Here is a 24,215-nt window from a genome sequence, read left to right as displayed (position 1 = left end):
CCGCCGCAGTCTGACCACCGCCGGCCAGCGTCCGCCGCTCAGTCGATCGCGGCGACCATCGCTTCGCCCAGCCAGCGGCCGAGCGCGCGCCCCGCGAGCGCGACGGCCGCCTCTTCGCCGGCTCCCTGCGCGAGCGTCTCGCACGTGGCGGCAAAGCCGAGGCCGGACCGGGCAAGGTCGAAGACGCGCCGCTCGTCCTCGTCGAGGCGGCGCATGACCGTCTCGAATCCCTGTCGCCACACCACCACCACCGGCGATGGCAGCTCCGTGCGCGGCTGCGGGGGCGCCTCGCCCGAAACCAGCGCGCGCCAGATCGCGTCCGCGTTGCCGCGAAGGACCAACCGGTCGAACGAGGGCACGAACCTTATCGCGGCGCTGTCCCAATCGACCGCAGCAAGGTCGGCCGGCCCGATCGGCACGGCATCGGCCGCCACGAACGCCTGCCCCAGCGCCCAGTCGAGCCGCGCGAGGTCGGCAATCTCGGGATCGTCGGGGTAGAGTTCGGCCAGCATCCCGGCCAACCGGTCGCCAAACGCATCGAGCGTCCAGTGATGCGGCGGGTGGGCATCGGCGTATGTCGCGGCGCAGGCGGCGAAGCGCTCGCTGCCGAGCCAGGCGAGAAGGCGCGGGTAGCTCGCCTCGAGGCTCTCGACCAGCGCGCTGCGATAGTTGTTCTGGTAGACGGCAAGGCCGCTCGCTGCGCCGAGGGGCTGCGCCGCGGCCTCGTCGCCCTCGACGAGCCAGTCGCGGAATGCGCGCTGCAGTGTGGCGAGCGGCATGTCCGCCGCCGGCGCGGCGGGCGTGCAGGTCATGCCGCCTCGCCGACGCGCGCGCCGGTCGTTGCGATGGTCCGGGCGATCGCCAGCTCGCCGAGCAGGTCGTCGAGCGGGGGGATGTCGCCGTCGCGTTCGATCATCGTCGGACGCACCCCGCCGCGGGCGACCGCGGCGCAGTAGAGCGACCAGACGCTGTCGGGCACCGGGCGGTCGTGGGTGTCGATCAGCAAGGCTTCCCCCTGGCTGTGGCCGGCGAGGTGGACCTGGTCGACCGCGTGCCACGGAATGCTGTCGAGATAGGCCAGCGCGTCGAAACCATGGTTGGTGGCGCTGACGAAGATGTTGTTGATGTCGAGCAGCAGGCCGCACCCCGTCCGGCGGACCATCGCGCTCAGGAACTCCCACTCGGTCATCGAGCCGGCGAAGGCGATGTAGCTCGAGGGGTTCTCGAACAGCATGCGGCGGCCGAGGTGATCCTGCGCCCGCTCGATGTTGGCGCAGACGACGCCGAGTGCTTCCTCGGTCATCGGCAGCGGCAGGAGATCGTGAGCGTTGAAGCCTCCCGTGCGCGTCCAGCACAAGTGGTCCGACACCACTGCCGGTTCGACGCGCTCGACCAGAAGCTTCAGTCGGTCGAGATAATCGGCGCGCAGGCCGTCGGCCGAACCGACCGAGAGCGACACGCCGTGCAGCGCGAGCGGATAGTTGGCCCGCGCGCGCATCAGCGTATCCAGGGGCCGGCCGCCGTCGACCAAAAAGTTTTCCGAGATGACCTCGATGAAGTCGACCGGCGCGCTGCCTTCGACATAGGCTGCATGATGCGGCCGGCGCATGCCGAGGCCGAAGCCGGCGAGTGTCTGGGTCATCGTCGCGAGTCCGCTCGGTCGAGAGGAGCCGGGACCGCCCCCTTCGCCCGCGTCGGGACGAATGGGAGCTGGGCCCCGGCGGTCAGCAGGCGGCTTACTTCGGCGCGGTCAGGCTGCCGCCGGCTGCGGTGCACTGCTTCTCGGTCAGCTCCTTGAAGCCCTGGCCCTTGCAGGTGTTCTGGCCCTTGCAGCTGTTGCTGGCGGTGGCGCAGTCCGAGGTGCCCTTGCAGCTGTTCACGCCGTAGCAGTGGACGACTTCGGCCTGGCCCTTGGCGGCGAGCGCCGGCGCGGGAAGCGCGGCGACGGCAGCGGCGACGAGGGCGGCGTTGGCAGCGAGAGTGAAGCCGGTCTTGAGCGAGGTCATGCGATGTCTCCAATGATGTGCCGGGGTGGCAAGGCGGAGTTCGGCGCGCCTGACGCAAGGTTACAGCGCCCGGGCGGGAATTGTCGAGCGGGCGGGGAACGGAGGCCCGCTGTAACCGCGTGGCGTCCCCTCGCGAACCCGGCATCGAGACCTGTCGGCGCCGTGCCGGCGGCTCGAACCGTCTTTCGTGCTCCATCCCGCAAAAGGAAAACGCCCATGAAGTTCGCCAATGCCGCGCTCGCCGCCACGCTCGCCTCGAGCCTCCTGTCCGGCGCCGCGCTCGCCGCCGACGCCAAGCCTGCCATGGAAAAGTGCTACGGCGTCGCCACTGCCGGCCACAACGACTGCGCCGCCGGCGCCGGGACCAGCTGCGCGGGCACGTCGAAGGTCGATTACCAGGGCAACGCCTGGAAGCTGGTCAAGGCCGGGACCTGCGTCACGATCAAGACGCCCAAGGGCAACGGCTCGCTCACCCCGCGCTGATCGAGCGCCGGGCCGGCCCCCGCCTCCCCTTCCCGGAGGGCCGGCCCGACCGCTTCCGACCGCTGCCAGACCGGATCTGCCCATGGCTCTCCTCACCAACGCCTACCATCGCGCCTGCGTCCTTGCGGCGCGGCTGCTGCCCGACAGCCTGCTGCTGCTGGTCGCCCGCCTCGGCGCGGCGGCGATCTTCTTCCTCTCGGGCCGGACCAAGGTCGAAGGGCTGCTGACGATCACCGACAGCACCTACTACCTGTTCGAGACCGACTACCGCCTGCCGCTGGTCGCGCCTTCCGTCGCGGCCCATGCGGCGACCTATTCGGAACATCTCTTTCCGATCCTGCTCGTGCTGGGCCTCGGCTCGCGGTTCGCCGCGCTTGCGCTGCTCGGCATGACGCTGGTGATCGAGGTCTTCGTCTACCCCGATGCCTGGCCGACGCACCTCAGCTGGGCGGGACTGCTGCTCCCGATCATCGCTAAGGGCGCCGGCGCGGTCTCGCTCGACGCGTTGCTGGCACGCAAGGCCCGCGCCGCCTGACGGCAAGCTTGTTCCAGCATGCAAACGACGAGGGGCCGACCGGTTGCCACCGGCCGGCCCCTTGCCGTGCTGCCGATCGGGACAGCGCGCCTGTCAGAGCACGAAGTCGCCGGGGAACATCACGCTCTGCGGCGTGTCGATCACGAAGGTGAAGTCGGCAACGCCGTCGCCGTTGACATCGCCATAGACCTCGGTGTGCCCGGAGACATTGGCATAGCGCAGCTGGCCGGCGGCATAGAACCCGGCGGTTCCGATGAAGAAGAACGCCTGGTCGCCCGCGAGATTGGTGTTGGCATCGATCTGCGACAGGTCGATCCGGTCACCGTTCTTGCGGCTGTAGTCGGTGATGTGATCGATCCCGGCGGCGGCGTTGCTGTCGGCGATCGAGCTGAACACGAAGGTGTCCTTGCCGGTGCCGCTGGTCAGCGTGTCGCTGCCGATCCCGCCAAAGATCCGGTCGTTGCCTGCGCCGCCGTCGATCCGGTCGTTGCCAGCGCCGCCGTTGAGGACGTCGTCACCGGCGCGGCCCAACAGCAGGTCGTCGCCAAGGCCGCCGCTCACCGTATCGTTGCCCTTGCCGCCATCGATCTGGTCGGCGAGCGTGGTGCCGAGGATCGTGTCGTTCCCGCCCAGGCCGTCGATGGTGACGTCCTTGGCGATGCTGGTGACCGCCGAGAAGTCGAGCGTGTCGCCGCCCGAGGTCCCGTTGATCACGAAGCCCGAGCCGGTGATGATCTCCACCCCGCTGATCGCCGAGAGCATGAGCTTGGTGGCGCCCGCGGCAACCTGCAGCGTGTCGACCCCCGCGCCGGCATCGATCGAATCGGTGTCGTCGCCCTTGGCGTAGATGATCAGGTCGTTGCCGGCCCCGGTCGAGATGATGTCGTTGCCCTTGCCGCCGGTAACCTGGTCGTTGCCGCCCAGCGTGGTCAGGATGTCATTGCCGGCAAGGCCCATCACCGTCCAGTCGTCATTGTTGGTGGCGGTGATGACGTCGGCCTTCTTGGTTCCCGACGCGGCGCGGGATTCGACGACGTTGACGAGGTCGATGGTGATGTCCTTGGTGACGAAATCGCCGTATAGGTCAGCAACCCGCACCGTCACGGTCAGGCTGGGGGTGCTCTCGAAATCGAGCACCGCGTTGTTCGCCACCGTGATCGCGCCGCTCAAGGTGTTGATCGTGAAGCGACCGCCCGCGTCCGACAGCAGGTTGTAGATCAGCTCGTCGCTGTCGATGTCGTCGGCCGTCACGGTGCCGACGAGCGTGCCCGGGTTGCTGTTCTCGAGCACCGTCGCACGATCGATCGTGACATTGCGGGGCGCATCGTTGACCGCAGCGAGGCTGTAGCTCTGCGTTGCGGCAACGCTGGCGACGCCGTCGGTGACGTCGTAGCCGAGGGTTACCGCGCCGTTGAAGTCCGCGCCCGACGTGATCGTGTAGGTGCCATCGCCATTGTCCTTGACCGTGCCATTGCTGGCGACGAGGTTGGCGACCGCGAGCGAATCGCCATCGATGTCGCCGTAGCCGGCTAGCAGGTCGCTGGCGCTGACGATGTAGGGGGTGTCCTCGGCGCCGTCGGCCAGGACGGCCTGCGCCCCGGTCTTCACCGGTGCGTCGTTCACCGCCTGGACGGTGTAGCTGCTCGATGCGGCGATGGTGCCGTCCTTTCCGTCGGTAACGCTGTAGCTCAAGGTCATCGTGCCGTTGAAGTCCGCGGCCGGCGTGATCGTGTAGGTGCCGTTGCCGTTGTCCTTCACGGTGCCGTTGCCGGCGACGAGGTTCGACACCGCCAGGGTGTCGCCATCGACGTCGGTAAAGCCCTGCAGCAGGGCGCTCGCGCTGACGGTATAGCCCTGGTCCTCGTTGCCGGCGACGAGGACCGCCTTCGCTCCGCTGAGCACGGGAGCATCGTTGACCGGATCGACGACGAACGCAGTCGTCGCGGCGGTCGATCCGCCATGACCGTCGGTCACGGTGAAGCTCAGCGTGACGGCGCCATTGTAATCGGCCTCGAGCGCGACCGAATACGTGCCATCGGCATTGGTGGTGACCGTGCCGTGGTTGCTGGTGACCGAGCCGAGCGAGAGCGTGTCGGCATTGGCGTCGGTGAAACCGGCGAGCAGTTCGGCCCTGGTAATGGTGTAGGCGGTGTCTTCGGTGCCATGCACGAGGATCGCCTTGGCGCCGGTCAGCACCGGCGCGACATTGATGCTCGCAGCCTCGATCGTCGCGTCGGCGAACTGGAAGTGCTCGACCCCGGTCACCGTATCGACGCCGTCCGCGCCGGTGACGGTGAAGGTCGTGCCGACGCGGGTGATCGTGCTGTCTGCGGCGTTGCCGGCGAAGATCGCAGTGTCGTCGCCCGCGCCGGCCTTGATCGTGTCGTCGCCCGCGCCGCCGGTGATCGTGTCGGCGCCCGCGCCGGTATCGATCGTGTCGGCGCCGTCGCCGCCGATCACCGCGCCGTTGAGCGTGCCGGTGTTGGTGAAGCTGTCGCCGCCATCGCCCAGCGTGACGCTGCCGTTGATCGTGCCGTCGCTGACGATGGTGTTGGCAAAGGTGCTGATGATGACGATCGCTTCGCCCGAATCCCCGGTGATGGTGCCGTGGTTGGTCAGCGTCAGCGCGCCGAAGGCATTGCCCTGGTTGCTGTCGTCGACCTTGATGCCGCGCTCGGCCGAATGGATCGTGCCGTTGTTGAGCACAATGCCGCCGCCGATGGCGAGGCCCTCGTTGCTCTCGCCGTCGGTGTGGCCGAGCGTCTGGATCAGGCCGTCGTTGGTGATGTCGACCTGGCCGTCGACGTCGATGCCGTCACCGTCGGTCAGGCCGTTGGCGGTTCCGGTGATCGTGCCGGTCGCTTCGTTGACGATCGTCGTGACGGTGTCGCCCGCGGTGTCCATGTTGAGGCCGCTGCCGCCGTGCGCGGTGATCGTCCCGGCGTTGCCGAAGTACCCGAAGGGCAGCTTGCCGGTCACGCCGTGGCGCGCGCCGTCGATCGTCGCGCCTGCGTAGTTCCACACCTCGACGCCCGAGGCCGACTGCAGGTCGATGCCGTCCGCGCCGGTCGCGCCGAGGCTGTTGCCGGTGATCGAGCCGTAGTTGTTGATGATGGTATTGTTGCCGACGCGCAGGCCGTCGTTGTCGGCGCCGGTGATCGAGCCCTGGTTGTTGACCTGGACCTGGCCGAAGAACCGGGCGTTGAGGCTGCCGAGGTCGACGCCCTGGCCGCTGCCGGCGCCAAGCGTCTTGATCGTGCCGTCGTTGTCGAGCGTGAAGTTGCCGGTGAAGGTGCCCGCAAACGAGGCCCGCACGCCGTCGTTGGCCGACTGGATGGTCGCGCCGGCGCGATTGCCGACATAGAACGTCCCGCCCGCTGCGGTCGCCGTCAGGTCGACGCCGCGCGTGCCGGTGCCGTTGATCAGGCCTCCGTCGTAGTTGAGGATCGAGACGGTGCCGGCCGAGGCCAGCGTGATCGCAACCCCGTTGGTCGCCCCGCTGACCGTACCGCGGTTGTAGAGCGTGAAGCTGGAATCGCCCGAAGCCGGTGCAGTCGCTACTGCGCCGATGGCGGTGCCGCCGGTGCTGCTGATCGTGCCGTTGTTGGTCAGCTCGACCCCATCGCCCGGCGTCGAGGCCACCGCCTCGTTCCACGTCACCGGGGTGCTGCTCGCCGAAAGCGTATCGCCCAGCGCCACGGTGTAGTGGTCGTCGCCCTGCAGCGTGAGATCGTCGTTGGTGATCGTGCCGGTGCCCGTGCTCCCGGAAATCGTGCCGTTGACCGCGTTCGAGAGCTGGAGCGTGAAGGTTTCGTTGGCCTCGACGGCGAGGTCGCCGTTGACGGTGATCGCGACGGTCTTGGTCGTCTCGCCCGGCGCGAAAGTCAGCGTGCCCGACGCCGCGACGTAGTCGCTGCCGGCGGTCGCGGTGCCATCGGCGGTGGCGTAGTTGACGGTCACCGTCTGCACCGAAGCCGAGCTCAGCGTGACGGTGAACGTCAATGTCCTGGTGCCGCTGTTGCCTTCGGCGACGCTCACGCTGTTGACCGAAAGACTGCCAAGCGGTGTCGCGACGAGCGAAGCCGACTGGTTGGTGCCGTAAACGAGGTTGCCGGTCTGCTTGGTCCAGTTCGCAGTGTTCGAAATGAACGCAAGGTAGTCGGAAATGTTGGGATAGCCGCTATGCGCGCCGCTGTAGTATGCGCTGTCGCTGCCGTCGGTGAAGCTGATGACGTACTTGCTGTCGAGCGACGACGGGATCGGGTCCTGCGCATTGCCGATGTTGATGAACGCAAGGAAGCTCGACGGCGTGCCCACTGTCGCATCGCTGGTCGCGGTGAAGGCGTAGAGCGAGTCCGAGGTGCTGCTGAGGCCCGGATTGGCGCTGCCGGTGGAGGTCACCCAGGCCGCGGTCCCGGTGCTGGCGACGGGAGCGTTCGTCTGGTTGCCGAGCACCTGGATCTGGACGACCGTACCTGCCGCAACGCCGCCCGCCGGGGCCGTCCACTTGAAATAGGATTCGCCGCCGGTCGGGCTGCCGTTGAAGGTGCCGGACGAGGCGCTGGTCAGTTCGTTGTCGCTGAAATAGATCACTTCGCCCGCGGCGATGTTCTTCAGCGCGGCGAAGGCCACCCAGTCCTGGTCGCTGCCACTGCCGGCGCCGGCAGTGTTGATCCCCACGAACGCGATATCGCCCTGACTGACGGCCATGTCTATGTAATCCCCCGGATACGGTCGACAGGCTGCCTGCGAATCCTGCCGCGCCGGGTGGTTATCCGTCGGTTATGTCCGACCCGTGACAAATACGTATAGCGCCCGCCGCCGCCGGCTCCGGACCGTGCCCCCCTGCTTGCCTTTTGCAGCGCGGCAGGGCAGGACGCCGTAGCGTCCGCGCGGCAATTGCTTGACCAGCTAATGAAACGGAGATAGGCCGGGTTCCCTGCCCAAAGGCGACCGCCGCCGTCGCCGCCGTTGCCACAGGCGTTTGATGACCCGACCGACCACTGCCCGCCGCAAGGCGTCGAATGCCAAGGCCTCGACCGAAGCCCGCTCCACCCGCGACCTGCTGCTCGATGCCACCGGCGCGCTGATGAGCGAGGGCAACACCACCAACGTCAGCTTCGCCGACATCTCGCAGCGCTCGGGGATCAACTCCGCGCTGATCCGCTATCACTTCGGCAGCAAGCAGGGCCTGCTCGAGGCGCTGATCGAACGCGACGCCGGCGCGAGCTACGAAGGGCTCGACCGGCTGGTCGGGCTGGCCATTCCGCCCGAGGACAAGATGCGCAAGCACGTCCACGGGATCATGCGGCTCTACCACCAGTTCCCCTATCTCAACCGCCTGCTGATCGAACTGCAATCGCAGAGCGAGACCGAGATCGCGCGGCACATCTCGGAAACCTACACGCGGCGTGCGGTGAACGCGCAGACCGCGATCCTCGAGGAAGGTTTCGCCAGCGGCGCCTTCCGCAAGGTCGACCCGATGATCTTCCACTTCGCGCTGGTAGGCGCGTGCGACGCGATCTTCCACTCGCGCTCGGCGCTCGACCACGTGTTCGGCGTGCGCCAGATCGACGAGACGCTGCGCGACCGCTTCGCCGAGCAGGTTTCCGAGATCGTGCTCGCGGGCCTCAAGCCCAAGCCGGCGTGACCCGAACCGCTTGTAACTTAACCGCTTAAGCAATAGCCTCGCCCCGAAACGACTGTTCGGGAGAGAGACGCATGGACCTGGGGCTTGCAGGCAAGGTAGTGGTCGTGGCTGGGGCCAGCCGCGGCATCGGCCTCGGCATCGTCGAGACCTTGCTCGACGAAGGCGCAAAAGTCGCAATCGCCGCGCGCGGCGCCGAGGCGCTCGAGGACCAGCGCGCGCGTCTTGCCGACTCATACGGCGCCGAGCGGCTCTGGTCGATGTCGGGCGACCTTCGCGACAGCGACACGATCGATGCGCTCGTCGAGGGCGCGGAAGCCAACCTCGGTCCCGTCTGGGGCGGCGTCGCCAACGTCGGCCTGCATCCCTGCCCGCCGGGGTTCGAGGTCGACGACGAAACCTGGGACGCAGGGATCGGCCAGAATCTCGATTCCGCCTTCAAGCTCGCCCGCGCGCTGATGCGGGTGATGACGCCGCGCAAGGAAGGCGCGGTGCTGATGATCAGCTCGATCGCGGGGCTCGGCGCTCTCGGCACGCCGGTCACCTATGGCACGGCCAAGGCGGCGATGAACCACCTCGCCAAGGAACTGGCCCGGGTCGGCGGCAAGGACGGCATTCGCGTCAACGCGCTGGCGCCCGGCAACATCATCTTCCCCGGCGGCGACTGGGAGGCGCGCTCGACCGGCGAGCGCAGCGAGGCCTGGTGGGGCTGGATCCGCCGCGAAGTACCGCTGCGCCGCTTCGGCACGCCCGAGGAGATCGGCAGCATGGCCGCCTTCCTGCTCAGCCCCAGGGCCAGCTTCGTGACCGGCGCGGTGGTGCCGGTCGACGGCGGCCAGACGCGTTAGCCCCAGCCGCCGCTTCGTCGGATCAGGCGTATTGCGCCTCGCGCTTCTCGAGGCGCGAGCTGACCGCTTCCTTCTGGTTGGGCGAGCCGATCAGCGCGCCGATCTCGCGGCTTTCGGCCTTGAGCAGGTCGGCGACGGTGGCGTCGAGGCCCATGTTGAAGATGCGCTTGGCCGCCTTGATCGCGTCCGGGTTCTTGCCCGCGATCTCGCGGGCATAGGCCAGCGCCTCGGCGCGCGGATCGGCGCAGACGCGGGTGGCGAGACCGATGGCGAGGGCTTCCTCGCCCTCGACCACCCGCGCCGAATAGACGAGGTCGCGCGCGACGTCGGCGCGGACCAGTTCGCGCAGGATCGGGAAGGCGCCCATGTCGGGCACGAGGCCCCAGTTCATCTCGAACGCGCTCATCTTGGCATCGGGCGTGACGAAGCGGAAATCGCCCCCGAGCGCGAGCTGGAAGCCTGCGCCGAGCGCCACGCCGTGCACCGCCATGATCACCGGCACGGGCAGATCGCGCCACCCGAAGCTCACCTGCTGGCCGCGATTGGCGCCCGTCGGCGTGCGCGGCAGTTCGACGATCGACTGCCCGCTCTTGAAGTCGCCCGAGGCCATCTTGCCGAAGTTCGACAGGTCGAGCCCGGCCGAAAAGCACGGGCCTTCGCCCGAGACGACGACCGCGCGCACATCGGGATTGGCGGCGAGTTCGGCGATGGCGGCATTGACGCCTTCGAACATGGCGTCATCGAAGGCGTTGCGCTTTTCGGCGCGGGTCAGGCGGACATCGGCGACGCCGCCTTCGACGGTGATGCTGACACGATCGTTCATTGGTTCAATCTCCCCTCTTATCCTTGATCAGCGCTGGTTGAAGCGCGCCGGGCGCTTTTGCAGGAAAGCGGCGACGCCCTCGGCGAAGTCGGGGCTCTTGCCGACCTGGCGCTGAAGGTTGCGCTCGAGCGCCAGCTCGTCGCCGAAGCCGTTGTCGGCCGCATACCAGCCCGCCTTGCGGATCAGCCCGAGCGCGAGGCGCGGCCCGCTGGCGAGCCGCTGCGCGATGGCGAGCGCGGTCGCATCGGCCTCGTCGGTCGGCACCACGCGGTTGATCATGCCCCATTCCAGCGCCTTGGCGGCGGGCAGGCGCTCGCCCAGCAGCATCATCTCCATGGCGCGGGCGCGGCCCGCCGTGCGCGTCAGCAGCCAGGGCGATCCGCCATCGGGGACGAGTCCGATGCGGCAGAAGGCCTGGAGGAAGTAGGCATCCTCGCTCGCGACGATGAGGTCGCCGACCAGCGCGAGCGAGGCGCCGACGCCGGCCGCCGCGCCGCGCACCGAGGTGATGAACGGGATCGCGAGATCGCGGATGGTCATCATCAGCGGATTGACCGTGTCCTGCAGCACGAGCCCGGCGTCGATCTCGCCGCTGCCCATGCGCGGGCCGGAAAGGTTCGCGCCCGAGCAGAACGCCTTGTCCCCGCCGGCGAGCAGCACCGCGCCGCAATCGGCCTCGGCAGCGAGCAGCGCGTCGCGCAGTTCGGCGGCCATGTCCATGCCGAGCGCGTTGCGCGTCGCAGGATCGTTGAAGCGGATGACGCAGACGTCGCCTTCGCGCTCGATCAGAAGCTTGCCGGATGCGGCCATGTCGCTGGTTCCTGTCCCTTCGGCCCTGCAGGTCATCGGACGCGCGCGGGCCTTGCCTTTCGCGTCCGTTCCGGCATTCTCATTTTTCAATTAATCGCTCAAGTAAAATACTTCGCAGCGCCCGAGCGGGCAGGCCTGGAGGAATTATCGACGCAAATCCAATGGTTTGGCCGTATCCTTGCGCTTCCTGCAGGCGGCTTCGGGCCTGCGTGAACCCTCTGCGGCGAGGGACTCGGGCGCAAGAGCACTGGACATAGTTATAACGTGATATAAAAATATCACTGCCGCCCCGATCGCGCCTCCGCCCGGTCGACCGGCAAACGACACAATGAGGGACGCATCGCCCCTGCCCAAGCGGCGGCGTGACGATCCCGCAGGAGAGGATTGTACCATGTCCAGAACAGCCACCGCCCGCGGCCTTTCCCTCGGGACCGCAGCCATTGTCCTGATCGCCGCGCCATCGATCGTCCACGCCCAGCAGCAGGCGCCGCAAGCCGCGCAGGCCGATGCCGCCACCGCCGATGACGACATGTACGGCGCGATCATCGTCACCGCACAGAAGCGCGCGGCCAAGATCAACGACGTGCCGATGTCGATCACGGCCGCTAGCGGTGATCAGCTGACCAGGCTCGGCGTCACCGACGCGACGCAGCTGACCAAGGTCGTGCCGGGCTTCACCTACAACGAATCCGCCTACGGCACGCCGGTCTTCACCATCCGCGGCGTCGGCTTCCAGGAAACCAGCCTCGGCGCGAGCCCGACGGTCAGTTCCTACATCGACGAAGTCCCCGTGCCCTTCCCCGCCGAGACGCTCGGCCTCGCCCTCGATCTCGAGCGGCTCGAAGTGCTCAAGGGGCCGCAGGGCACGCTGTTCGGCTCCAATTCGACCGGCGGCGCGCTCAACTACATCGCCGGCAAGCCCACGTCCAAGCTTTCGGCCGGACTCGACGCGAGCTTCGGCAGCTTCAACACGCTCGACCTGCAAGGCCATATCGCCGCGCCGCTGACCGAGACGCTCGGCATCCGCGTGGCCGGTCGCTACACGCGCGGCGACGGCTGGCAGAAGAGCCAGACCCGCCCCGGCGACCGCCTCGGCGCGAAGGACTTCCTCCAGGGCCGCGTGCTGCTGGTGTGGGAGCCGACGTCCAGCTGGCGCTCCACGCTCAACCTCACCGCGCAGCGCGACCATTCGGAATCGGTCGCGCCGCAGTACTACCAGTTCGTCGCGCTCAACGACGGCCCGCTGATCCCCGAGGGCTTCCGCAACTTCCCCCGCGCGCCGCAGGACAACCGCGTCTCCGACTGGGATCCGGGCGTCAGCTTCCGCCGCAACAACCGCTTCTACCTCGGCTCGCTGCGCAACGAGCTCGACCTCGGCGATGCTGCCCACATCACCTCGATCACCGCCTTCGAACGCTTTCGCCGCTTCCAGCCGGTCGAGGGCGACGGCACCCCGTTCAACGACTACCGCGCCGAAAGCTTCGGCAAGATCAACACCTTCTACCAGGAGCTGCGCCTCGACGGAAAGATCGGCGCATTGAGCTACATCGTCGGCGGCAACTACGAGTACGACTTCGTCAACGACAACACGATCCAGTATTACACCCAGTCGTCGAGCGCGAGCGTGTTCGGCATTCCCCTGGGCCCCACGCGCCCCAACACCCAGCAGCGCCTGCGCACCTACGGCGTCTTCGCCAACGTCGACTACGAGATCAACGACCAGTTCACCGCACACGGTGCCGTGCGCTTCACCCAGGCGAACCGCGAGCTGCTCTACGGCTGCGGCCAGGACATCGACGGCAGCTGGGGCCGCGTCTCGCAGGCGATCCAGGCCTACATCCACACCCTGCGCGGCGAAGCCCCCACCTCGACCCCTGTTCCGGTCGGCGGCTGCGGCACGATCAACCTCGCCAACGTCCAGCCCGAAGGCGCGCACGACAAGCTCGACGAGAACAACATCTCGTGGCGCGCCGGGCTCGACTACAAGCCCAGCCGCGACGTGCTGCTCTATCTCAACGCCTCGCGCGGTTACAAGGCGGGCAGCTTCCCGACGCTCGCCGCCGCGACCACCCGCCAGTTCGAGCCGGTGGTGCAGGAATCGGTGCTCGCCTTCGAGGCCGGGGCCAAGATCACCGCCGCGGGCGGGCGCGTCCAGGCCAACGGCGCGGTGTTCTACTACGACTACACCAACAAGCAGGTGCTGGGCCGCATCCCCGACATCGCCTTCGGTCCGCTGCCGGCGCTAGTCAACGTGCCCAAGTCGCGGATCTGGGGCGCCGAGCTCGACCTGACGCTCAATCCGGTCGAAGGCCTGCGCCTGCGCCCCGCCGTCACCTACATCAACTCGCGCATCGGCGACGGCTTCGTGAACTACGATTCCTTCGGCGTGCAGGGTGATTTCGGGGGCGAACCCTTCGCCTATACGCCGAAGTGGCAGGCCAACGTCGATGCCGAATACAGCTTCCCGGTGAACGAGGGCGTCGACGCCTTCATCGGCGGCAACATGCTCTACTACGGCAAGACCAACGGCGCCTTCGGCCAGTTCCCTAGCCTCGACATCGATGCCTACACCACGTTCGACGCGCGCCTCGGCGTCAACGCGCACGACGACAAATGGCGCTTCCAGGTCTGGGCCCGCAATCTGACCGACAAGTACTACTGGACCTCGGCGTTCCGCGTGAACGATTCGATCAACCGCTACCCCGGCAACCCCCGCACCTTCGGGGCAACGCTGAGCTTCCGGTACTGAGCGCGCGGATGGCGAACAACCACGCCCTTCGCCACCCCCAGGCAACCGGCCGGGCCTTCGCGCCCGGCCGGAGCTGCGGCGACAATTTCTTATAAACGACGGAGAGACGTGATGGATTTCAACCTGCCCCAGGAACTGCTCGACTACCTGAAGGAGCTCGACGCCTTCATCGAGAAGGAGATCCGGCCGCTGGAGGAGCAGGACGACAACGTCCGTTTCTTCGACCATCGCCGCGAATGGGCGCGCACCGATTTCGAGCGCGACGGCCTGCCGCGCGAGGAGTGGGAAGAGCTGATGCGCGAGGCCAAGCGCCGCGCCGACAAGGCGGGCCATCTGCGCTTCGCGATGGACCCCAAGTTCGGCGGGAAGGGCGGGTCGAACCTGTGGATGACGGTCATTCGCGAATATCTCGCGGCCAAGGGCCTCGGCCTGCACTACGACCAGCAGACCGAGCACTCGATCGTCGCCAACAACCCCTTCGCCAAGATGTTCGACGATTTCGGCACGCCCGAACAGCGCGCCGAGTTCATCCAGGGGATGTTCGACGGCACCCGCCGCGTGACCTTCGGCCTGACCGAGCCCTACCACGGCTCCGACGCCACCCACATGGAGACCCGCGCCGTGCGCGAGACCCGCGACGGGGTCGAAGGCTGGCTGATCAACGGCGAGAAGATGTGGACGACGGGCATGCACGTCGCCACCCACTGCGCGCTGTTCGCCCGCACATCGGGCGAGGACGGCGCGGCGCGCGGGATCACCTGCTTCCTCGTGCCGGCAGACGATCCGGGCGTGAAGGTCGAGCAGTACCTGTGGACCTTCAACATGCCGACCGACCACCCGCGGGTGTCGTTCACCAATGTCTGGGTGCCCGACAGCACGATCTTCGGGCCCATCGACAACGGCCTGCCGCTGGCGCAGTCGTTCGTGCACGAGAACCGCATCCGCCAGGCGGCCGGATCGCTCGGCTCGGCGGTCTACTGCATCGAGGAATCGGTGCGCTATGCCCGCATGCGCCAGCCGTTCGGCGAGGATCTCGCGCGCAACCAGGCGATCCAGTTCCCGCTGGTCGAGCTTGCCACCCAATGCGAGATGCTGCGCCTGCTGATCCGCAAGACCGCCTGGGAAATGGACCAGATGACCCATCCCGAGGTCGAGAAGCGCATCTCGGACAAGGTCTCGATGTGCAACTACTGGGCGAACCGGCTGTGCTGCGAGGCGGCCGACCGGGCGATCCAGGTCCACGGCGGCATCGGCTATTCGCGGCACAAGCCGTTCGAGCACATCTATCGCCACCACCGCCGCTACCGCATCACCGAAGGCACCGAGGAAATCCAGATGCGCAAGGTCGCGGCGTTCCTGTTCGGCTATCTCGGGCCGAAGCGGAAGGAGTTCGCCGAACTCACCTACGACGACGTCGACTATCGCAAGCAGTCGCAGATCCGTCCGCGCAGCGGCTGGCAGGCGATCGACACGACCCGGCCGGAAGCGATCTGAATGCCGCCCGGGGGCACTCCTCGCTGCAACGCGGGCGGCCGGCTCTTGCCGGCCGGTGCGCCTCGCTGTCGGCGGAGCGGACGTGCTTCCGCCCGGAGGACGGAAGGCCGCGCGGGCCTAGTCGGCGCGCGCCTTCCGTTTTTCGGCTTCCAGCAACCGGGCCTGGCACTCGGCCACCCGCTGTTCGAGCGCGGCGCGCGCGCGTTCGCTCGCCGCGCCGCACAGGATCAGCGCGTAGCCGAGCTTGATCGTCGGCCCGAGCGAGATCGCGCAGAGGTCGCCCGCCACCCAGTCGAGCATGACCGAGCGGAACTGGTGGTCGAGCTGGCGCAGCAGCTGGCGCGGATCGATGCCGTCGCGCAGCAGGCCGGCGGCGGCGATGTCCTCGACCAGCCCCAGCCAGAATTCGTCGCGCCGCGGATTGTAGATCGCGCTGCGCACTTCGCCCGAGATGGCGAAAACCTCGCGCCACAAGGTGGTGTAGAAGGCGGGGTCGGACAGGTAGTAGTCCACGCCGAGGTCGACGACGGCGAGGATGTGGTCGACCGGGTCGCCGGTCCGCGCCTCGGCGAAACGGGCGCGAAAGTCGCGCACGTCCTCGAGCACCGCCAGAACCACCGCCCCGCGCGAGCCGAAGAGGTTGTAGGGCGTCGCCAGGCTCACCCCCGCGCGCTCGGCCAGCGCCCGCATCGACAGGCCGGTGCTGCCGGTTTCGCGGATCATTTCCTTGGCGGCGTGAATGATGCGGCGGCGCCGCTCTTCCTTGCCCGCCTCGCGCCGCCCGGCGGGCGCCGCAGCGACCGTCTTGCGCAAGGTCTGTTCGCTCATTCCCACCACTCCACCGTAGCTCCGGGCACCCCCCGCATAGCGCGAAAAAGGTTTGCTGAAACCCCGCAACCGGCCGGGCAATGCGGCCGCAATTCCCAAGAAAGGATGTCCTGATGGATTTTACCTATACCGATCGCCAGCAATACTGGATCGATCGCGTCTCGCGCTTCATGGACGAGCACATCTACCCCGCGATCCCGATCTACGAGCAGCAGCACGCCGAGGGCGAGCGCTGGAAAGTCATCCCGATCGTCGAGGAGCTGAAGGCCAAGGCCAAGGCCGCCGGCCTGTGGAACCTGTTCATGCCCCCGCATTCGGGCCAGCCGCAGCTTGACGACACCTTCGTGTTCGAAGGCGAACAGCTCACCAATCTCGAATACGCCCCGGTCGCCGAACTGTTCGGCCGCGTCGGCTTCGCCTCGGAAGTGTTCAACTGTTCGGCGCCCGACACCGGCAACATGGAAGTGCTCTACCGCTACGGGACGCGCGAACAGAAGGAGCAGTGGCTGCGCCCGCTGATGAACGGCGAGATCCGTTCTGCCTTCCTGATGACCGAGCCGCAGGTCGCCTCGTCCGACGCCACCAACGTCGAGACCCGCATCGAGCGCGATGGCGACCATTACGTCATCAACGGCCGCAAGTGGTGGTCCTCGGGCGTCGGCGATCCGCGCTGCAAGGTCGCGATCCTGATGGGCAAGACCGATCCCTCGGCCGGCTCGTACACGCAGCAGAGCCAGGTGCTCGTGCCGATGGATACGCCGGGCATCAAGGTCCTGCGCATGCTGCCGGTGTTCGGCTGGGATGACGCGCCCCACGGCCATGCCGAGATCCTGCTCGAGAACGTCCGCGTGCCGGTCGAGAACGTGATCTGGGGCGAGGGCCGCGGCTTCGAGATCGCGCAAGGCCGCCTCGGGCCTGGCCGCATCCACCACTGCATGCGCACCATCGGCACGGCCGAAGTTGCGCTCGAGAAGATGGCGCGCCGCCTGCAGTCGCGCGTCGCCTTCGGCAAGACCATCTCGACCCATTCGATCTGGGAGCAGCGCATCGCGCGCGCCCGCATCGACATCGAGATGACCCGCCTGCTGTGCCTCAAGGCGGCGGACATGATGGACCGCGCCGGCAACAAGTCGGCCCGGCTCGAGATCGCGATGATCAAGGTCCAGGCGCCGAACATGGCGCTGCAGATCATCGACGATGCGATCCAGGCTTTCGGCGGTGCGGGCGTCACCAGCGATCCGGGCCTCGCCCGGATGTGGGCGGGCCAGCGGTCCTTGCGCATCGCCGACGGCCCGGACGAAGTCCACGCCCGCACCATCGCGCGGATGGAGTTCGGCAAGTACGCCGACGACCTGACCCGCGCCAAGAATGCCGAAGCCGCCCGGCTTCATGTTCCGGGCATCCGCTGAGCAAGACCACGTGAACGGGTGGCGCGCTCCCTCGCGCGCCGCCCCCCCCCCCGGGAGAGAGAACAATGGAATTCGAACTGATCACCGAAGGGCTGCAATTCCCCGAAGGCCCGATCGCCATGGCCGACGGTTCGGTCGTGCTGGTTGAAATCAAGCGCCAGACCCTCACGCGCGTGCATCCCGATGGCCGGCAGGACGTGATCGCCGAACTGGGCGGCGGCCCCAACGGCGCCGCCATCGGCCCCGACGGCGCGGTCTATGTCTGCAACAACGGCGGCTTCCAGTGGAACGAGGCCGGTGGTCTCCTGCTGCCGCATGGCACGCCGGACTATTACGCCGGCGGCTCGATCCAGCGCGTCGACCTGTCGACCGGCGACGTCACTACGCTCTACAGCGAATGCGACGGCAAGCCACTGCGCGGGCCCAACGACATCGTGTTCGATGCCGACGGCGGCTTCTGGTTCACCGACCTCGGCAAGAGCAACGGCGATGTCAGCCATGTCGGCCATCTCCACTACGCGACGATCGACGGCCAGAAGATCGTGCTGGCGCGCGATGGCATGACCACCCCCAACGGCGTCGGCCTCTCGCCCGATGGCAAGCAGGTTTTCGTGGCGGAAACCCAGACCGGCCGCCTGTGGGAATTCGACGTCGCCGCGCCCGGCGAACTCGCCGCGCCCGCCGACATGTGGACCGCCGGCAAGGTCATGGGGCCGCTTCCCGGCTACCAGCTGTTCGACAGCCTCGCGGTCGAGGCCAATGGCCGGGTCTGCGTGGCGACGCTGGTCAACGGCGGGATCACCTCGTTCGACCCTGCGGACGGGACCTGGGAGCACCATGCCTTCCCCGATCCGATCACGACCAACATCTGCTTCGGCGGCGACGACATGCGAGACGCGTTCATCACCTGCTCGGGCACCGGCAAGCTCTACAAGGCGCGCTGGCCGCGGCCCGGCCTCAAGCTCAACTTCAACGCCTGAGCCGAGGAAAAGCGATGCAATTCAGCGATATCCTCTACGCCGTCGACGGTCCGGTGGCGACCATCACGCTCAACCGGCCCGACAAGCTCAACGCCTTCACCGCGACGATGGGCGCCGAACTCGCAGCTGCGGTGCGGCTCGCCAACGAGGATGATGCCGTGCGCGTGATCATCATGACGGGCGCGGGCCGGGGCTTCTGCGCCGGGGCCGACATTTCGGCGGGCGCGGGCAGCTTCGACACCAAGTCGGGCGAAGGCGCGAAGAACTTCGGCGCCAGCCGCAGCGCCGAGGGCGATGGCGGCCTGGGCGGCGACGGCGGCTTCGTCGGCGCGCTGTTCAACTCGAAAAAAGCGACAATCGCCGCGTTCAACGGTCCTGCCGTCGGCGTCGGCGCGACGATGGCGCTGCCGACCGACATCAAGATCGCTTCGGACCAGGCGCGCTTCGGCTTCGTCTTCGCGCGGCGGGGCCTCGTCCCCGAAGCCGGCAGCGCGTGGTTCCTGCCGCGCCTCGTCGGCACCGCGCAGGCGCTGCGCTGGGCGATCGAGGGCAATGTCTTCGACGCCGCCGAAGCGCTCCGGGGCGGCCTCGTCAGCGAAGTCGTGCCGCACGACCAGCTGCTCGACCGCGCCCGCGCGATCGCGCTCGGCATCGCCGAAAACACCTCGGCGGTGTCGGTTGCCCTGACCCGGGCGATGATCTGGCGGTTCGGGTCGGCGGAGCTGCCGTTCGACCTGCTCAAGCTCGACGGACCCTTCGCGCTCAAGCTGGGCTCGGGCGGCGACGTAAAGGAAGGGGTCGCCTCGTTCATCGAAAAGCGCAAGCCGCAGTTTCCGAACAAGGTTTCGACGGACATGCCCGCCGGCTATCCGTGGTGGTGATGCGCTGACCCGGCAGGGCCGCTCCCGCGAAGGGGCGGCCCTGTCCGTCTCACGGCCGCAGCAGTTCGAGCCGCCCGTCCCTGATCCATTCGCGCAACTCGCGCTTGAGCACCTTGCCCGAGGCGTTCTTGGGCAGTTCGTCGACGAAGGCGACCGCGCGCGGCTTCTTGTAGCTCGCGATATGTTCGCGGCAGTGGGTGACGAGTTCGGCGCACGAGGTACTCTCGCCGTTGCGGCAGGAGATCACCGCCACCACTTCCTCGCCCCACTTCTCGTCCTCGGCGCCGACGACGGCGGCTTCGAGTACGGCGGGGTGCTTGTAGAGCACTTCCTCGACCTCGCGCGGGTAGACGTTCTCGCCGCCGGTGACGATCATGTCCTTCTTGCGATCGACGATCCACAGGAAGCCCTGTTCGTTCCAGCGGCCGACGTCGCCGGTATGGAACCAGCCGTCGACGAAGGCGCTGGCCGTCGCTTCGGGATTGCGCCAGTAGCCCGACAGGACTTGGTCGCCCTTGACGAGGATTTCACCCTCCTCGCCCGGCGCAACGTCGCGGCCTTCGCCGTCCACCACCCGGACCCGGCTGAGCAGCATCTGGTGGCCGACCGAATTGAGCGTCGGAAGGCCGTTGTCGACCGCCTCGTCGTGCTCCTCGGCGGTGAGGACCATGACGTTGCCGGCCAGCTCGGTCATGCCGAAGCCGGTGGCGAAGCGCACCTGCGGCCAGATTTCGCGCGCGCGCAGCAGCACCGCGGCGGGCATGGCCGAGGCGCCGTAGCCGATGTTGCGCAGGCTCGAGAGATCGTAGTTCGCGCGCGACGGGTGGTTGAGCAGCATCGCGATCATGGTGGGGGCGAGGCTGAGCGCGGTCACCTTGTGCCGCTCGATCGTGGCGAAGAACACCTCGATGTCGAAGTTCTGCATCACCACCACCGGCACCGCGCGGACATGGTTCACCAGCAGCGCGTAGCCCGCGACGTGATACATCGGGAACGTCAGCATGAACACCGGATCGGGCGCGCCGGGCGGGTCCTTGTCCCAGCTGACGAGGCTGTTCATCACCGCAGCGACGACGTTGCGATGGCTCAGCATCGCGCCCTTGGGCAGGCCGGTCGTGCCCGAGGTGTAGAGCAGCCAGGCAAGATCGTCCTCGCGCACCTGCACCGGCGGCGGACTGGCCTCTCCGGTCGCGAGGAAAGCGTCGAAGCCGAGCGTGCCGGGCTGCGTCCCGCCGATCGAGATCAGGTGCCTGACCGTGGGGATCTCGGCGCGGATCTGCTCGATCGCGCCGATGAACTTGTCCTCGACGATCAGCACCGAAGGCTCGGCATTGCCGATGATCCAGGCCAGTTCGCGCGGGGAGAGGCGGTAGTTGAGGAACGTCAGCGCCATCCCTGCGGCCGGCACGCCATAGTAGGCAAGAACGTATTCCGGGCAGTTTTCGGCGAGGATCGCGATGCGATCGCCCTTGTCGGCGATTCGCATCAGCGCATTGCCGAGCTGCCACGCCTTGTCGCGCATTTGCGCGTAGGTCCAGGAGCGGCCCTGGAACTGCACCGCCAGCACGTCGGGCGCGCGATGCGCCGCAAGCGCCGGAATATCTCCCACCAGCATAGGCTTTTCCTCTCGAGCAGCGCCGGAGGTTTCCGGTCGCTGGACAAACTTATATCCTGTTATAAACTTTGCAATGCGCCGAGCGCGTCGAGCCGGGCTATCACGGCGCGAGCGTTTGACTAAGCGATTAACTAATGGCACCCACGAAACAGGTCGAGGGCATTCGCGCGGAACGAGCCAGCCGTGACGAAGCCCCGGGAGAGAAGACGATCATGGAAGCTGCTGCAAGCCCCGCCGAGGCCGTCGCCAAAGTCCAGCCGGGCCAGATTCCGGCAGGCTGGCCGGCTGTCAGCATCGCCGAGACCTATCGCATCCTGACCGCGCCGGGCGCGCCGTTCGAAATGCGCGAGACCGAGATTCGCGGGCGCACCTATCGCACCTACGTCAACGCGATGGGCACCTTGCGCGAAGTGTTCGACATCGCACGCGGCTGGGGCGACCGGGAATTCATCGTCTTCGAGGACGAACGCCTGACCTATGACCAGGCCTTCCGCGCGGCGGGCACGCTCGGCCGCATCCTTGCCGAGCGCTACGGGGTCAAGAAGGGCGACCGCCTCGTCATCGCCATGCGCAACCTGCCCGAATGGATCATCGCCTTCTGGGCCGGGGCCTCGATCGGCGCGGTGCTGACCCCGCTCAACGCCTGGGGCACCGGCGAGGAACTGGCCTACGGCATCGAGAACTCGGGCGCGAAGGTCGCGATCGTCGACGGCGAGCGACTCGACCGCCTCGCTCCCGAAGTCGGGCGGCTCGCGCTCGCCGGCCTGATCGTGACGCGCGGTGATGCGGCGCATGGCGCGGTGACGCTCGAAAGCCTGATCGGAAAGCCGGCCGACTATGGCAGCCTGCCCGACGACCCGATGCCCGACCCTGCCTGCGACACCGACGATCTCGCCACGATCCTCTACACCAGCGGCACCACCGGGCGACCCAAGGGCGCGATGGGCTCGCATCGCAACATCATGACCAACATGATCAGCCTCGCCTTCAATGGCGCGCGCGCCGCGATCCGCCGGGGCGAGGCCCTCCCCCCGCCGGCCGATCCCGATGCGCCGCCTGCGCCGCAGAAGACGCTGCTGATCCCAGTGCCGCTGTTCCACGTCACCGGCACGAACTCGATGATGGTTCCGGCGATCGTCGCCGGCTCCAAGATCGTGCTGATGTACAAGTGGAACCCCGAACGCTTCCTCGAACTGATCGAGCGCGAGAAGGTCAATTCGACCACCGGTGTGCCCGCGATGGTCTGGCAGGTGCTCGAATCGCCCGACTTTGCCAAACGCGACCTGTCGAGCCTCGAAGGCTATGGCTATGGCGGCGCGGCGATCGCGCCGGAACTGACGATCCGCTTCAGCCAGGTCTTCCCGTGGTTCCCGGTCGGCCAGGGCTATGGCGCGACCGAAACCTCGTCGGTTTCGGCGACGCACAGCGCGGAGGACTACCTGACCCACCCCGACAGCGTCGGCATCGCGGTCCCCTGCGTCGATCTCAAGGTCGTCGACGATGCCGGCAACGAAGTGCCGCAGGGCGCCTCGGGCGAACTGTGCATTCGCGGGCCGAACGTCGTCGCGGGCTACTGGAACAATCCCGAAGGCACCGCCGCCGCCTTCGCCGACGGCTGGTACCACACCGGCGACGTCTGCCGGATCGACGAGGAAGGCTTCGTCTATCTGCTCGACCGCAAGAAGGACATGCTGATCCGCGGCGGCGAGAACGTCTACTGCGTCGAGGTCGAAAGCGTGCTGGTTTCGCACCCGGCGGTGATCGACGCCGCCGTGGTCGGCCTGCCCGATCGCGTGCTCGGCGAGGAAGTCGGCGCGCTGGTCCAGCTGAAGCCCGGCGAAAGCGTGACCGAGGCCGAACTGAAGGCGCACGTCGCCCAGCACCTCGCGCCGTTCAAGGTGCCGGTGGCGATCGACGTGCGCACCGAGGAATTCCCCCGCAACGCCAGCGGCAAGACGCTCAAGCCGGTGCTGCGGGCCGAAATGATCGCCTGGATGGAAGGACGAAAGGGATGAGCGCCAGCAGCGCCGAAGTAACGGAAGAGGGCGTCGGCCAGCGCATCGGCGCGGTGACCGGCAAGCACCGCTTCGACGAAGCCGCGCTCGACCGCTGGATGGCGGCGAACGTCGAGGGCTATGCCGGCAACCTCGAAGTGCGCCAGTTCGCAGGCGGCGCATCGAACCCCACGTTCCTGCTGATCTCGGGCGGCAAGCGCTATGTCCTGCGCAAGAAGCCGCCGGGCCAGCTGCTGCAGAGCGCGCACCAGGTCGACCGCGAATACAAGGTGATGAAGGCGCTGGGCGCCACCGACGTCCCCGTCCCGGTGATGCGCGGGCTGTGCACCGACCCCGAGGTCATCGGCACGACATTCTACGTGATGGACTTCCTCGAAGGCCGCATCTTCCGCGATGCGACGCTGCCGGGAATGGCGCCCGCCGAGCGCGCGGCGATCTACGACGATCTCAACGCCACGCTCGCCAAGCTGCACAAGGTCGACTGGCAAGGCGTGGGCCTCGGCGACTATGGCAAGCCGGGCAACTACTTCGAGCGCCAGATCGCGCGCTGGACGCGCCAGTACCGCGATTGCCCGCTGCCGCCGGTGCCGGCGATGGAGCAGCTGATCGAGGAACTGCCGGCGCGCATCCCGGCGGACCAGTCGGTGGCCATCGCGCATGGCGACTATCGCCTTGAAAACGTGATGTACCACCCGACCGAGCCGCGCATCGTCGCGGTGCTCGACTGGGAGCTTTCGACCATCGGCCATCCGCTCGCCGACCTCGGCTATTCGGGCTTCCTGTGGCATTCGCATGGGAGCAGCTGGGGCTCGCTCGACGGCGTGGACTTCGCCACCAGCGGCATCCCGACCGAGCGGCAATGGGTCGATGCCTATTGCCGGCGGACGGGCCGCGAGAGCCTCGACGACTGGAACTTCCTGCTGGCGTTCTCGGTCTTCCGCCTCGCCTCGATCAGCCACGGCGTCTACGCCCGCGCGCTCGCCGGGCAGACCCCGACCGCGCAAGTGGGCGAGAATGGCTGCCCGTTCCTGGCCGAACAGGCGCTGGCGCTGCTGCACCGGTGAGCACGGGCGCCAAGCCCCAAATGGAGAG

Annotated in this window: 19 protein-coding genes; 11 read left to right on the top strand and 8 right to left on the bottom strand. The window is 67.7% G+C overall.

Going from position 1 to position 24,215, the window contains the following annotated elements; all coding sequences use genetic code 11:
* Nucleotides 1-38 precede the first annotated feature (38 nt).
* The 3 genes from K3A85_RS05855 to bufA2 form a co-directional block, all read right to left on the bottom strand.
* On the bottom strand, nucleotides 39-812 hold the full coding sequence (locus K3A85_RS05855; protein WP_225205545.1) for an HvfC/BufC N-terminal domain-containing protein: 774 nt from the start codon (nucleotides 810-812) through the stop codon (nucleotides 39-41).
* The gene (gene bufB, locus K3A85_RS05850) at nucleotides 809-1,642 is read right to left on the bottom strand and encodes an MNIO family bufferin maturase (protein ID WP_225205544.1); all 834 of its coding nucleotides are present in this window, start codon (nucleotides 1,640-1,642) and stop codon (nucleotides 809-811) included. Before bufB ends, K3A85_RS05855 begins: the two co-directional genes overlap by 4 nt.
* A 94-nt stretch (nucleotides 1,643-1,736) precedes the next feature.
* On the bottom strand, nucleotides 1,737-2,006 hold the full coding sequence (gene bufA2 / locus K3A85_RS05845; protein ID WP_225205543.1) for a BufA2 family periplasmic bufferin-type metallophore: 270 nt from the start codon (nucleotides 2,004-2,006) through the stop codon (nucleotides 1,737-1,739).
* 216 nt (nucleotides 2,007-2,222) lie between these two features.
* On the opposite strand from bufA2, the gene K3A85_RS05840 reads away from it, so the two are divergent.
* Together K3A85_RS05840 and K3A85_RS05835 are read left to right on the top strand one after the other, a co-directional pair.
* Nucleotides 2,223-2,489: a BufA1 family periplasmic bufferin-type metallophore gene (locus K3A85_RS05840; protein ID WP_225205542.1), complete on the top strand. Its 267-nt coding sequence runs from the start codon at nucleotides 2,223-2,225 to the stop codon at nucleotides 2,487-2,489.
* Between the two features lie 82 nt (nucleotides 2,490-2,571).
* Nucleotides 2,572-3,024 carry a DoxX family protein gene (locus tag K3A85_RS05835; RefSeq protein ID WP_225205541.1) on the top strand — a complete coding sequence of 151 codons (453 nt, stop codon included), beginning with the start codon at nucleotides 2,572-2,574 and terminating at the stop codon, nucleotides 3,022-3,024.
* 93 nt (nucleotides 3,025-3,117) lie between these two features.
* Here the strand turns inward: K3A85_RS05835 and K3A85_RS05830 are convergent, their stop codons facing one another.
* Nucleotides 3,118-7,734, bottom strand: a complete 4,617-nt coding sequence (locus K3A85_RS05830; protein WP_225205540.1) for a beta strand repeat-containing protein — start codon at nucleotides 7,732-7,734, stop codon at nucleotides 3,118-3,120.
* A gap of 277 nt (nucleotides 7,735-8,011) precedes the next feature.
* On the opposite strand from K3A85_RS05830, the gene K3A85_RS05825 reads away from it, so the two are divergent.
* Both K3A85_RS05825 and K3A85_RS05820 read left to right on the top strand, forming a co-directional pair.
* Entirely contained in the window at nucleotides 8,012-8,674 is a 663-nt protein-coding gene (locus tag K3A85_RS05825) for a TetR family transcriptional regulator (protein ID WP_225205539.1), read from the top strand.
* 71 nt (nucleotides 8,675-8,745) lie between these two features.
* Entirely contained in the window at nucleotides 8,746-9,519 is a 774-nt protein-coding gene (locus K3A85_RS05820; RefSeq protein WP_225205538.1) for an SDR family NAD(P)-dependent oxidoreductase, read from the top strand.
* 22 nt (nucleotides 9,520-9,541) lie between these two features.
* On the opposite strand, the gene K3A85_RS05815 is transcribed toward K3A85_RS05820, so the two are convergent.
* Entirely contained in the window at nucleotides 9,542-10,342 is an 801-nt protein-coding gene (locus tag K3A85_RS05815; RefSeq protein ID WP_225205537.1) for a crotonase/enoyl-CoA hydratase family protein, read from the bottom strand.
* Nucleotides 10,343-10,369: 27 nt separating this feature from the next.
* Entirely contained in the window at nucleotides 10,370-11,152 is a 783-nt protein-coding gene (locus tag K3A85_RS05810) for an enoyl-CoA hydratase-related protein (protein WP_225205536.1), read from the bottom strand.
* Between the two features lie 391 nt (nucleotides 11,153-11,543).
* On the opposite strand from K3A85_RS05810, the gene K3A85_RS05805 reads away from it, so the two are divergent.
* Together K3A85_RS05805 and K3A85_RS05800 are read left to right on the top strand one after the other, a co-directional pair.
* Complete coding sequence (locus tag K3A85_RS05805; protein ID WP_225205535.1) at nucleotides 11,544-13,901, top strand: TonB-dependent receptor; 2,358 nt, start codon at nucleotides 11,544-11,546, stop codon at nucleotides 13,899-13,901.
* A 111-nt stretch (nucleotides 13,902-14,012) separates the two neighbouring features.
* On the top strand, nucleotides 14,013-15,395 hold the full coding sequence (locus K3A85_RS05800) for an acyl-CoA dehydrogenase family protein (protein WP_225205534.1): 1,383 nt from the start codon (nucleotides 14,013-14,015) through the stop codon (nucleotides 15,393-15,395).
* A 117-nt stretch (nucleotides 15,396-15,512) separates the two neighbouring features.
* On the opposite strand, the gene K3A85_RS05795 is transcribed toward K3A85_RS05800, so the two are convergent.
* Nucleotides 15,513-16,223 carry a TetR/AcrR family transcriptional regulator gene (locus K3A85_RS05795; RefSeq protein WP_225205533.1) on the bottom strand — a complete coding sequence of 237 codons (711 nt, stop codon included), beginning with the start codon at nucleotides 16,221-16,223 and terminating at the stop codon, nucleotides 15,513-15,515.
* Between the two features lie 113 nt (nucleotides 16,224-16,336).
* Between K3A85_RS05795 and K3A85_RS05790 the strand changes: the two genes are divergently transcribed.
* The 3 genes from K3A85_RS05790 to K3A85_RS05780 all read left to right on the top strand — a co-directional run bounded on the left by K3A85_RS05790 (nucleotide 16,337) and on the right by K3A85_RS05780 (nucleotide 19,493).
* Complete coding sequence (locus K3A85_RS05790; protein WP_225205532.1) at nucleotides 16,337-17,632, top strand: acyl-CoA dehydrogenase family protein; 1,296 nt, start codon at nucleotides 16,337-16,339, stop codon at nucleotides 17,630-17,632.
* 65 nt (nucleotides 17,633-17,697) lie between these two features.
* Nucleotides 17,698-18,612, top strand: coding sequence for an SMP-30/gluconolactonase/LRE family protein (locus K3A85_RS05785; RefSeq protein WP_225205531.1), 915 nt, complete (start codon nucleotides 17,698-17,700; stop codon nucleotides 18,610-18,612).
* A gap of 14 nt (nucleotides 18,613-18,626) precedes the next feature.
* On the top strand, nucleotides 18,627-19,493 hold the full coding sequence (locus K3A85_RS05780) for an enoyl-CoA hydratase-related protein (protein WP_225205530.1): 867 nt from the start codon (nucleotides 18,627-18,629) through the stop codon (nucleotides 19,491-19,493).
* A gap of 49 nt (nucleotides 19,494-19,542) precedes the next feature.
* Here the strand turns inward: K3A85_RS05780 and K3A85_RS05775 are convergent, their stop codons facing one another.
* The gene (locus K3A85_RS05775; protein ID WP_225205529.1) at nucleotides 19,543-21,108 is read right to left on the bottom strand and encodes an acyl-CoA synthetase; all 1,566 of its coding nucleotides are present in this window, start codon (nucleotides 21,106-21,108) and stop codon (nucleotides 19,543-19,545) included.
* Between the two features lie 212 nt (nucleotides 21,109-21,320).
* On the opposite strand from K3A85_RS05775, the gene K3A85_RS05770 reads away from it, so the two are divergent.
* A complete protein-coding gene (locus tag K3A85_RS05770; RefSeq protein WP_225205528.1) occupies nucleotides 21,321-23,123 on the top strand; it encodes a class I adenylate-forming enzyme family protein in 1,803 nt (600 codons plus the stop codon).
* A complete protein-coding gene (locus K3A85_RS05765; RefSeq protein ID WP_225205527.1) occupies nucleotides 23,120-24,187 on the top strand; it encodes a phosphotransferase in 1,068 nt (355 codons plus the stop codon). The genes K3A85_RS05770 and K3A85_RS05765 overlap by 4 nt, the downstream gene beginning before the upstream one ends.
* Nucleotides 24,188-24,215: the final 28 nt, after the last annotated feature.

The organism is Novosphingobium huizhouense (assembly GCF_020179475.1).
Taxonomy (GTDB): domain Bacteria; phylum Pseudomonadota; class Alphaproteobacteria; order Sphingomonadales; family Sphingomonadaceae; genus Novosphingobium; species Novosphingobium huizhouense.
The sequence above is the reverse complement of the archived record's forward strand: the minus strand, read 5'-3'. Positions and strand labels throughout refer to the sequence as shown.